The sequence below is a fragment of the Myroides sp. N17-2 genome, from assembly GCF_002286775.1.
GTDB lineage: Bacteria > Bacteroidota > Bacteroidia > Flavobacteriales > Flavobacteriaceae > Flavobacterium.
Window position 1 is genome coordinate 1 of the sequence record NZ_NSGJ01000016.1, and the last position, 12517, is coordinate 12517.

At 33.9% G+C, this 12517-nt stretch carries 6 protein-coding genes; all 6 read right to left on the reverse strand.

The window, feature by feature from the left end; all coding sequences use genetic code 11:
• A partial coding sequence (locus CF599_RS08400; protein WP_143824808.1) for an MBG domain-containing protein occupies nt 1–3828 on the reverse strand: 3828 nt, incomplete at its 3' end.
• 339 nt (nt 3829–4167) lie between these two features.
• Nucleotides 4168–4617, reverse strand: coding sequence for a hypothetical protein (locus CF599_RS08405; RefSeq protein WP_121965591.1), 450 nt, complete (start codon nt 4615–4617; stop codon nt 4168–4170).
• A 447-nt stretch (nt 4618–5064) separates the two neighbouring features.
• Nucleotides 5065–6195, reverse strand: coding sequence for a cytochrome-c peroxidase (locus CF599_RS08410; RefSeq protein ID WP_121965592.1), 1131 nt, complete (start codon nt 6193–6195; stop codon nt 5065–5067).
• Nucleotides 6195–7682: a DUF6850 family outer membrane beta-barrel protein gene (locus CF599_RS08415; protein ID WP_121965593.1), complete on the reverse strand. Its 1488-nt coding sequence runs from the start codon at nt 7680–7682 to the stop codon at nt 6195–6197. The genes CF599_RS08410 and CF599_RS08415 overlap by 1 nt, the downstream gene beginning before the upstream one ends.
• Before the next feature lie 3 nt (nt 7683–7685).
• Complete coding sequence (locus CF599_RS08420) at nt 7686–9077, reverse strand: DUF4876 domain-containing protein (RefSeq protein ID WP_121965594.1); 1392 nt, start codon at nt 9075–9077, stop codon at nt 7686–7688.
• A gap of 6 nt (nt 9078–9083) precedes the next feature.
• Nucleotides 9084–11813: a TonB-dependent siderophore receptor gene (locus CF599_RS08425; RefSeq protein ID WP_121965595.1), complete on the reverse strand. Its 2730-nt coding sequence runs from the start codon at nt 11811–11813 to the stop codon at nt 9084–9086.
• Nucleotides 11814–12517: the final 704 nt, after the last annotated feature.

Consider the following 12517-nt stretch of genomic DNA (forward strand, 5'->3'; position numbering starts at 1 on the left):
AGTCACATAATTATCTCCTGTTAATGTTACAGAGACTTTATGCTCACCTGCATTGGTATGTATGTTGTTTTTATAAACAGCAGTTACTCCTTCAGGTAATTCCCCTTCAAGTAGTAACTCATGAGAGTTCCCATCATACTTTACTTCTTTCTTGCTAAACTTGACAGTTGTTATACGAGCTTTTTCTATAGTTAATGTTGCTGATTTTGTACCAAGTAAAATATCTTTATAGTAGAATGAAGCTGTGATTTGGTATACGCCTGCATTTATATAATCATTCTTATCATAAGCTACACGTACCTCATTAGGTAGGTTAGTTGCTTCAATAGCAATTACCTCAGCAGTATACGCTTCTGTTTTATGGTCAAACACTACATTTTCAATACTTGGCAGTACCACAGCTTTCTCATTAATAGATAGCGTAGCAGTCATCACATACGGCATTGGTGTGTAGTTAGTACTACCGTCTAGAGTAGCCTTTACTGTGTAGTTCCCAACTTCTGAATGTGTATTGTTCTCGTACTTTAATGTTACTCCTTTAGGGATGTCGCCTTTGATAGTAAGTGATTTATACTTACCATCATAAATGTGAGAGGCACTCTCTAATGTGATTAACTTCGTGATATCAGCAGGTAGTATTACTAACAGATTAGAACGAGTACTTGTCACATAATTATCCCCTGTTAATGTTACAGAGACTTTATGCTCTCCCGCATTGGTATGAACATTATTTTTATAAACAGCTGTCACTCCTTCAGGTAATTCTCCGTCAAGAAGTAACTCGTGAGATGTACCATCGTAAGTCACTTCTTTTTTACTAAACTTGACAGTTGTAATACGTGCTTTTTCTATTGTCAGGGTTGCTGACTTAGTACCTAGTAAAATATCTTTATAGTAGAACGAAGCTGTGATCTGATATACACTAGCATTGATATAATCATTCTTATCATAAGCTACACGTACCTCATTAGGTAGGTTAGTTGCTTCAATAGCAATTATATCTCCTGTATACGCTTCTGTTTTATGGTCAAATACTACGTTTTCAATACTTGGTAATACTACAGGTTTTGCATTAATAGATAGCATAGCCGTCATCACATACGGCATCGGCGTGTAGTTAGTACTACCGTCTAAAGTAGCCTTTACGGTATAGTTCCCAACTTCTGAATGCGTGTTGTTTTCATACTTTAATGTTACTCCTTTAGGTACATCACCTTTGATAGTTAAAGACTTCGGCTGTCCATCATATTCAAAAGAAGTTGTTTCTAAACTAACCAGTTTAGTAATGTCTGCAGGTAATATTACTAACAGATTAGAACGAGTACTAGTCACATAATTATCTCCTGTTAATGTTACAGAGACTTTATGCTCTCCCGCATTGGTATGTACGTTGTTTTTATAAACAGCGGTTACTCCTTCAGGTAATTCCCCTTCAAGTAATAACTCGTGAGAGTTCCCATCATAAGTCACTTCCTTTTTGCTAAACTTGACAGTTGTGATACGAGCTTTTTTTATTGTTAGCGTTGCTGACTTCGTACCAAGCAAAATATCTTTATAATAGAATGAAGCTGTGATCTGATATACACCTGCATTTATATAATCATTCTTATCATAAGTTACACGTACTTCATTAGGCAAGTTAGTTGCTTCAATAGCAATTACCTCAGCTGTATACGCTTCTGTTTTGTGATCAAACACTACATTTTCAATACTTGGCAGTACTACAGCTTTCTCGTTAATAGATAGGGTAGCTGTCATCACATATGGCATTGGAGTATAATTAGTACTACCGTCTAGAGTGGCCTTAACCGCATAGTTCCCAACTTCTAAATGTATATTGTTCTCGTACTTTAATGTTACTCCTTTAGGTACGTCTCCCTTGATGGTTATAGACTTTGCTTGACCGTCATATTCAAATGAATTAGATTCTAAACTAACCATCTTAGTAATGTCTGCAGGTAATATGACAAGTAGGTTAGAACGAGTACTCGTCACATAATTATCTCCTGTTAATGTTACAGAGACTTTATGCTCTCCAGCGTTAGTATGAATATTATTTTTATAAACAGCAGTTACTCCTTCAGGTAATTCTCCTTCTAGTATTAACTCGTGAGATGTACCATCATAGGTCACTTCTTTCTTACTAAACTTAACTGTTGTGATGCGAGCTTTTTCTATGGTTAGGGTTGCTGACTTAGTACCAAGTAAAATATCTTTATAGTAGAACGAAGCTGTGATCTGATAGGTACCTATATCTTTAAAGTTATTGCGACTATACTTGACAATTACATCTTCTGGAATAGCAGTAGCTTCAAAAGGTATAATTTCACCTGTGTAAGGAACTGTACTGTTTTCAAATACTATTTTATCTATCTTAGGAAGTATTTCTTCTTTTTCAGTGATGGCTAGAGTTGCAGTCATCGTATAGGGCATAGGAGCATAGTTATTACTACCAGAAATTGTTGCCTGTATGATATGATTGCCAACTGAGTTTTGGTAGTTGTTTTTATAAGCAACTTTTAACTCACGAGGTAAAGCTGTACTTATAGACAGAGATCTTACAATTCCATCATATACAAATGATTGGCTATTGAACTCAATCATTTTAGTTAAATCAATTGGAGCAATTGTAAGGACGTTAGATCGAGTACTTGTGATATAATTATCTCCAGTTAATTTTACAGTTGCTTTATACTCGCCAGCATTAATATGTGCATTATTGTTGTATTCAGCAATAACGCCTTCAGGTAGTTCTCCTTTTAAGAGTAGAGTATGTCGTTCTCCGTTATAAGTAATGGTTGTTTTATTAAAAGTTACTCCTGTTATACGTGCTTTTTCTATAGTTAATGAAGCAACTTTAGTTCCGATAAGTATATTTTTAAAATAGAAAGTAGCTTTGATTTCATAAGAACCAACATCTATAAAGTCATTTATACTGTATTGGACTGATACATCATCTGGTAAATTAGTAGCAATAATAGGAATAGGTTGACCAGTATATGGTGAAGTCAAATTATCAAATACTACTTTATCTAAAGAAGGAATTTTAGGTATAGTACTATCTTCAGAAATAGTAAGAGAAGCTCTCATCTCATAGGGGATAGGCGTATAGTTTTTACTTCCTGTTATGGTAGCAGTAACAGTGTGTGTACCTACTTCTGATTGATTATTTCCTTTATAGGATATATTTAGTCCTTTAGGTAAGGGAGCCTCTATAGATAAAGACTTTGGTTTGCCATCATAGATAAAAACCTGACTTTGTAAGTGAATGGTTTTTGATATATCTAGAGGTAGTATTGTTAGTTCATTATTACGAGAGCTTGTGATATAGTTTTTACCCGTAAGTCTAACATTCATTTTATAAACTCCAGCATTTGTGTGGGCATTATTTTTATAAACAGCAGTCACTCCTGCGGGTAGCTCACCTACAAGTTCAAGTTTATGTAGTGTTCCATCATAAGTGACTTCTTTCTTTTTTAAAGTGACACCTGTTATGCGTGCTTTCTCTATGTTTAGCCTAGCGGATTTGGTTGCTAGAAGTGTGTTGTTTTCAGAATAGAAATACGCTTTGACTATATACGACCCGGCATCTACAAAACCATTTCTATCATATTTAACAGTGACATTAAACGGAATACTTTCAGGTTCGTGATAGATAGGTTCTCCAGTATAAGTAACGGTCTTTTCTTTAAAAACGAAGTTATAATAAGAGGATTTTGTGGGAGATTGTTCTTCAGTGTAAGGAGGTGAATGAAGCGTTTCAGCTCGTATATTCTGTATAAAAACACAAAAAATAAGTACTAGAAGAGAAAGGAATTTTTTAATCATAACAGTTCTTTTTACTTAATAATCCCCTACTTAGCTAAAATTATTTTAGAAGGATATAGAGTAAAAATATTCTGTTCTGTTTTGTTTATGTAAGCTGTAATATTACAATAATGTAAATTTAATATTACCTCAGTGTAAATAATGTTTGTTTAGTTTTATAATTCTATGGGGCTATGTGTTTTTTTAATTTAATCAGAAGCAAAAGGTATAATAATATATAACTAAAGAGTATAAAATGGGGATAGGTAAATATTGAATAATAGATAGTTGAGTACTATTAGTTATACGTATTCAGTTTTAAGGACAAAAAAAAGCGAGAGGGTTACTCTCGCTTGTTATTTATTTCTTTGTTATTTCTTTTGCTTTAATCACTTCGGTAGCTTTAGTCCACTTTGACGGATCTTCTTTTACATCAAGGTAATATTCGAAAAGCATCTTTGTTAATTCTACCTCAACACGTTTACCAATGAAGTGTTTGTTCATACTAAAGTAGCCATAGAACGCACCATCTTTTTTTACTATAGGCGGGTTGTCAGCATGTATGTTCCAAGGAGATTGACTACTCGTTTGGTCTCCATAGATACCATATTTATTCCAAATAGACTTTTGGTTGTACTGATTACCATAGGTACCATACATATTCCATATAGAATTAGTTTCTTTTGCATCACAGCTAAGACAGCCTAGGTAAGTTTCTTTCCCATCATTAGTATATAATTCTAATTTCTGAGCAAAAGTATTAGCGCTAAATAGTATTAAAAATAGTATGTAAGTGAAATGTGTTTTCATTTGATTTTTCATTTGGCGGCAAATTACGAATTTTTTCAAAAATAAGAATGCCAAATTTCAGCATATTGATGAAATAGTGGTTAAAGTATAAGAATCTTTTGACGAATGGTTCTTGTATTGTTTTAAACCCAGATTCCGCACTCGCCCTATACTACGAATAAATTCTACTTTACATCTCTTTCATTTCTTCTAAAACCATACTATAGTATGCTTTTTTCATAAATTCAGAGCTGTTTTGTATAATTTACTCTCGTTAATAGGTCTATCGCGTATTCTGGGTTAAAATGGCATTAACTAAGCGTATTTTGTTCTGTTTTACCTAGAGTATACATTAGTCAAAGACTACAATGGTAGTACAGTAATTCTACTTCTTTGTTCTTCTATTAGTGCCAAATTATGTAATTACTTATCATTTATATACCTCTTTCTATTTTAGTTTTGATTACTTTATTTAGGTAAAGTAGGTTTCTCTATAAGCATTGGTTCTGAAGAGAGGGCTTCTAAGAAAGAGATAATAGCAAGCTGTTCATCTTTAGTCAATCCCAATCTTTTAATAAGAGGAGAAGTTACTGGGAATAATGAATCATTCTTATATTCTTCTCTTCTATGAGGAATATTCATTCCTGCATTATACATTCCTATAACACTCTGAATATTAGGAAATACTCCTTGGTGAAACCACGGTGCTGTATGCATCACATTACGCAGTCCTGGAGTTTTCATCTTACCCACATCAGAGGCTTTATGTGTGACATTATATCTACCGAGATCCTCTCTTTTGCGCTTATAGAAAGTAAAACCTTCATTGTGATACTGTAAGTCAGTAAAGTAAGGTCCACTGTGACAGTTTATACACCTCGCTTTAGTACGAAACAAGTGTAAGCCGTGTACTTGTTGATCAGATAACTTTTGATAATCTCCATTTATGAAAGCATCAAATGGAGTGGGATTAGAGACAATAGTCTTTTGGAATAAGGCTAAAGCATCTAATATTTTATCTTTCGTTATTTGATTGTTTCCATATGCTTTTTTAAAGTGTTTTTTGTATCCTTTAATCTGTTTTATTTTAGTAGGTAGTTCATTTATGTCTTGAAACATCTCTACATGATTTTCGATAGACATTATTTGTTGTTCCTGTAGGCTATTAGCTCTTCCATCCCAAAATAACTCTTGTTGTATCCATGCGTTCTCTATGCTTGGAGTATTGCGCGTTCCAACTAATCCCTCATGTCCGATGGCTAGCGTCTGTTTATCTGCCCAATGTTCTTTATCAATATGACAAGTGGAACAAGAGATTTGATTAGACGAGGATAACCTCGGATCATAGAACAGTAGCTTACCCAATTCTACTTTGTATATATCTTCTTTAGCTACAGGGGGAGTAGGGAGCAATGTTCCTAGTTCTTTAAAAACAACTGTACTATCTATAGTAGCAACAGGCCATAGAGAACTGTTGCGTTCATAAGCCTGACGTAAATCTTCTATAGATTGGTATTCTGAGTAGGTATATGTTAGTTTGTGAAAATTTAGAAATAAAAATGTAAATAGTAATATAGCTAGATAGATAGCCTTGTTCATTATAAATATAGTTTTAAGCTTAGATTAATACTGCTTCGGTCTAATCCATTTGATTTTAAGAAGTGGCCTGATACAGAGAAATAAAGACTGTATTGATTAAGCCATGTTTTGTTTCCATATCCTACTTCACCTTGTAGTCCCCATGCATTATTATTGTTGTAATAGTAATTAGGGATAATTACATTATCTGTAAAATTAGTGTGTTGCGTATCAGGTATAGTCAAATCATTTACTAGTTTCAACTTATAAAGGGGAGTGGCACTCACTTGATAAAAGTGATCCTCTTGTTTAAATATCGTGTTGATTATAAGCTTATTTAATAATTGTTTTTCATCATTGTATACTCCGATAGCATAGTCTTTGCGAATAGTAGAGTAAAGTGTGTGATCTAACCCTATCTGAATATCTGTATTTCTCCATAGATTAGTAAAAGAATTTAATAGCTGAGCGTTAAAGTTGTAATGATCTACTTTATAATTAAGCCCTTCTATCTCTCTAATGTTTTTACCATCATAGTTGTTATACTTTAAACTTAGTTGATATTGATTAACATCAGATGGTGTATAAGTCAACATACTCTGAATAGTAAGTTGTTTGTTTTTAAATCTATTATACACATCAAAACTCTGCTTATACTTATTTAGTTCAGAGTTTTCGTCATAGTGCGTCATCTTAGCGAATGTAGCTACCTCTAATTTGTCATCTGTGTAAAGGTGTGCTAGCTTATATGAATTCTCTTTTGCCTTTCTATCAAGTAGTAGATTCTGATCACTTAGAACAATATCTCCGTATCCTAAACTAATGTTCAAGAAGCGATCTTTATACTGATTGCTACTTTTGTATTCATTGTTTTTATACATGATGTTGTTTTCCTCAGTTACCTTACCATAAGCAAGCCCTAATCCTATTGCGTGTTTCTGTATCTTCCATGCAATATCTGCTTTATAACGGATAAAGTAGTTCACTACATCTGGTCTAGGATCATTATTACCTGTAGTCCAATTATAATCAAAGTCAAGACCAAAACCTATTGTCAGTTTTTTGTCAACCAATTCATAGCTAAACATTGTATTCGCTAGATACTGTTGGTTCTGAAAGTTGTTAGGATGATTTGCGTAGAAGTAGAAAGGGTTAAACTCATCTTTCTTCCCTCTAAGGTCATTGGCTAGTTCGTTCTCAAAAGTCTTTCCATATACAAAGTTTCCATACGCCTTAAACTTATATATATCAGTATACCCTTCAGCAGAGAACTTAAAGTCTTTACTGTCATTAGCTTCTTGGCTTTTTCTATAGTCCCCTTTTGTGGTGTTATAATCCACAGCTAAACGCCCGAACTCACTAGTCTGATTATTTAAAAACAGAATGTGCTCTGGTACATAACTACGCTTATTCTTCTGAATTAACCAAAGGTCTAAATGCTCAGAACTATTCTGAGCATTTAGCATTTGAATTAAAAATAACGTTATGAAGATGTATAATTTTCTCATGTATTAATTGGTAAAAGAATCTTCTCCTTTAGATGCTACTGGTTTATTGATCACTACGAAGTCTTCTGTAGAGTTATCTGTATCTTGTAATACACGACGTCCATTGTTTAATTTGTATCTTGTTTTTCTTAATAAAGATTGACTAGAATAAGTTCCATTAGGAGCGAATGAGCTACCTCGGTCTACAGATACAGGTACTTTACGTGGAGCTACGCGACTCTCTGTAGAGTGTCTCACTTGTACTCCGTCGATGATGTATTCTACAGGTATTCTCAAACACTGTGTAGAGTCGTTTTTCTTAGGTGCTTTTATCGTAGGGAATGATTCTACAGCTACATCTTTCGGTAGTTGTACTAATAATATTCCGTCATCTGTAGCGAATCGCATCGCTAAGTCACTCTGTTGTGCTGTTATTACTTTCATTTTACCGATACCTATTGTGTTTAGATTGTAACGGTATTTAGCTTGAGTAATATCGATACCAAATTCTTTCTGAAGGTAATCTAAGACGTAAACATCAAAGTCTGCTTTGCTTAAATCTACTGTCTTATTTGGATCTACGAATTCTGATGGTTTACCGATAATAAAGTTCTTCGTATGATCAATAGCTGTAGAGGCTACGATGATACTTTTACCTGCTTCGATTGGATATTGTGTACCACTTCCTGGAAAACGCAATACTTTCTTAGCATAGACGTAATCGTTGTTTAGATTACCACTACCTGAGTTTTCTGGAGCTTTTGACCAATCGTATTGACGAGAAGGTAAGTAACTGATATCGTCAGGTCCTGTAGCTTGTCCATTCGTAGTGTTGTGAAGCATCGCTAGAATAATACCATCTAGATATAGTGTCTCAGCACTGTTGTTATAGATCTCAAGAAATTGGTCTCTATATCCTGATCCATCTTGTAAACTCGAACCCGCATAGAATATCTGTTTAAAGATTAGCCCTGATGTACTCATTTTATTCATCTGTAGTTCGATCTTGATGTCTTGAGCGTCATTTATAGTTAGGTTATCTATGTTGGCAGTAAACGTGATAGAGTCTTCCTCTATCTTTTCTTCTTTACTATTACTAGCATCGATTAGTTGATTATAAGCTTGTTTGCTCATTGTCAGTTTAGCGATAATGTTATAATTTCCTACACGTAGATTAGCAGACGCAAGACCTTGTTTGTCTAGTGTAACTGTATTTTTATTTCCATTAGCTCTATTGGTAAACTCGATTGTAGTTCCCTCTAATGGAATAGTAAGATTTGTATTCGTTTGTGAGACTGTAGTAACGAAGTTAACATTAAGTGTATTAGCGAAGTCGCTTGAATTATCATCTTTACTACAGCTAGTAGTAAAGACTATACTTGCGATGGCAAGCAGTAGAAGTAGTGTATTTCTCATCGTGTTTTAAAATTTAATTGATATAGAACCTGTTATACTAAATGGAGCATTATAGTTGATAATAGACCTTGTCCCATCGGATAACTTTTTCTCTTTGTTTATTCTGATATTAAAGAAGTTGTACGTATTTATACCTATACGGATGTTTTTGCGTATTTCCTTAGTTGCATTTAAGTTGATCACATAGAACGTAGGTTGTTCATAATTACTACCTGCCGTAGAGATCGTCTGTTTTATATCTTCAGGCAACTCAACTTTAATTGGTTGCATAGCGATATCTAAGTACTCATTAGCATACTTCTGTTCTGTGTTAAAGCTCTTTCTAAACCAAAATATATCACTGTTCATCGTTAGTATAAATCCTATTTTAGGGATGTGATATGTCAATCTTAATTTACTCATTAGAGAAAGAGATTTTGTCTTATTAGGATAGAAGACAGTATAATACACCCCGTAGTCTTGTTTGTAATTTTCTTCTGTTATCTCGTTGTAAGTAGGATTATCGTCATAATATTCGCTGTACGAAAGACTATTCGATAATGATAAGTACATATTTAGAGGTTTAATCTTTTGGGTAGACATAGTCCAATCAAAACCATATGATTTAGAGCGTACACTATTTGTCATACGGCGTATGCTATAGTTCGTCAGTGTCTTATAGTTACCCGTAGCTTCATATTCTATAGGCTTTCCTTTTTCTAATTCACCGATGATCTTATACTCGGGAACGTCAATAGGAAAGAACTCTTTCTTAACTCCAAAACCATCTTTATTATCTTTAAAATATCCAAAGAAGCTATTCGATAAGAACTTATTCGTGAATGTATATCCAATCTCAAACTGGGTAGATGTAGAAGGTTTTAAGTGGTTGTTATCACTCTCTACTTTTACGGTTTTAACAAGGTATAAGCTGTTGGCAATATTTGAATCGTCAAAGTAATTTAGCAGAGGAAAGTCTAACCAAATAGGAGCAGGGTAGCGGTGTGCTAACGAAGGAGCTTTAGTAGAGATACCATAGCCTAACGTTAGTCTACTACTAGGAGATACTTGGTAAGCTAAGTTAATCCTAGGCTGGTAGCTTGCCTTGCTATTCTGTACATCCATACGGAATCCTAAGTTACCATCGATGGGCTTATCAAATAGATACCATTTAAAGTTGTCCATAATGTAAGCACCATAGTTAGTCTGTCCTTCATTCTTTCTGAAGTCGTAAGGGCGCTCATTCTGATTGTTGTTTTGAAACCAACGTGGTTGATCAGCTTTATAGATAGTACCCTTCCCTAAATTGTCGTGGTAATTTACTGAAAACCCTGCTGTGATAAGATGTTCTAACTTATTACCGAATGCATCAGAAGAGATGCTAAGTGTAGACCCTAAACTTAACGGTCTTCCTTGTATTTCCTCTACAGCGATATATCTACCATCTACATAATATCCTTCATAGACACCTGTAGTATCTCTGTTAGCGATAGGAAAAGGACCTTTGTTAATTCTCTCTTGATTATAGGTATTGCTAATACCGTATGACCCATTTATATTTAAGTTTAATGATTTGATGACTCTTGAGTTCAATTGTACAGTTGTTCTATTAGACCATCTAAAGAATTCGTCTGTTGCCTTTAGTTTACGGCCTTGCTGATCATCTGGATCTTCACGTACTCCATCCATTCTCTTGCTAAAGCTTAGACTTAAATTGTTTTTAACTCTAGGAGAGAATGATTTGGTCCACAGTACACTTTGGTTTATTCTATTGTATTCTTTGATTTTATCTCTAGGGTCATTGTTACTTTTAGAGTAATTGACAGAGAAGTTAAGAGCTCCCCATTTATTAGGTAACCCAAATCCCTTAGATAAACTATATGAAGTAGATCCTCTATTTATATTCGTAGTGAAACTGAATGGTGTCTTTCCTGCCTGCTTATTAATGATAATAGCACCATCTGTTAATTCTCCATACTTCGCAGAAGCAACCCCCTGTACTACTTCTATACTTTCGATGTTCTCCACAGGTATTTCACGTAAGTCAACCCCTTGATAAGTTAGGTTAGTGATGCTACCTATATTCGCACTTGTAGTGATACCAAACTGATTAAGACTTCGCGCCTGCATATTGGCATCATTTGATATCGTTACATCATCTACGATAATAGCCACCCCGAAAGAGTTGTTCATTGATTGTAGTGTTCCGCCGGTCATTTTGTCAAAACTTGCTCCTCTAAGGTTAATCGTCTGAGCTGTATTTAGATTAGGAGCTACAGTAGCATGACCTGGTAGGGTGTTAAGGACATCCTTTAAACTGAAGGCTTGCGCTTCACTGATCTTCTCTTTATCGATGACTATCGCCGAGTTAGAACCTGATTGGGCTTTTAAGATTGGGGCTGTAATATTGATCTCTTCTAAGGTGATTGATAGATCTACTAACGTAAAACGATGATTATAAGTGTTAAATGCTTTTAAGTCAGTAATGAAAATAGACTTTTTATTGGCGTAGTTGATACTAAACGGTTCAAAATCTTTCTTAATCGTAAAAGAGAATTCCCCTTTACTGTTAGTATAATACACCTCATTGTTATTGAGTACAATAGAAGCAAATTCTAAGGGAATACTTTGGGAGTCTAAGACCGTCCCTGTAAACTTCTTAGCATTCTGGGCGACACTATTTCCTGCAAGTAGGAATAGAAATATGTAGATTAAGTAATGTGAGAGTAACTTAACTACATGTGATGATGATTTCATTATTTGGACTTAATTTAAATAGTGGTGCAAATGTAGATATTATCCCAATAGTAAAAATTAAGTTAAAATAGCTGTGTTGTGTGTTTTGGTTAACTTATTGGTAATTAATTAAGTATATTTTATTAATGAAATTAAGTATTTAGAATGCTTTGAATCACTTGTTACTTGTATTGATTCTAAATAAAGTTATATTGTTTAGAATAATTCTAATATAGTAAGAGAAATAAGAAATATTCACAAAAATGAGATTAGGTGTCTATTATTGTCATTTTAGTACATTAAATCTAGTATATATAGATTTTATTATGTCATAATGTAGGTCTTTAATTATAATGAAAGTAAATAGAATAGTAAAATAAAGGAGTTGAGGTATCCTATGTTTACCTTGATTTAGATAACAGTGTATTTAGGAAAATATAACTAGTCAAGTTTATGTTTTCAGAATATGTTCATTTTAAATTCGTAGTTTTGCTTCTCCTAATGATTTCTATTTTATTAGAAATCAATTGTATTAGTCCCAAAAAGGATTATAGCTCCTATCTTATTACTTATCGCAAAACAAACCTATTTTATTACTACTTCCTTTTTATGGTGTTGCTGTATTACTGTGTATGAAAGTATATTGATAGCATTGTAAATCCATAGTGAGTCCATTAAAAAGGCTGTTTTAATGGACTCACTATGGACTCACTATGGACTCACTC

Bases quoted from the DNA above. Each gene is read 5' to 3' on its own strand.
- CF599_RS08425 (WP_121965595.1), bottom strand. From the start codon at position 11,813: ATGAAATCATCATCACATGTAGTTAAGTTACTCTCACATTACTTAATC.
- CF599_RS08405 (WP_121965591.1), bottom strand. From the start codon at position 4,617: ATGAAAACACATTTCACTTACATACTATTTTTAATACTATTTAGCGCT.
- CF599_RS08420 (WP_121965594.1), bottom strand. From the start codon at position 9,077: ATGAGAAATACACTACTTCTACTGCTTGCCATCGCAAGTATAGTCTTT.
- CF599_RS08415 (WP_121965593.1), bottom strand. From the start codon at position 7,682: ATGAGAAAATTATACATCTTCATAACGTTATTTTTAATTCAAATGCTA.
- CF599_RS08410 (WP_121965592.1), bottom strand. From the start codon at position 6,195: ATGAACAAGGCTATCTATCTAGCTATATTACTATTTACATTTTTATTT.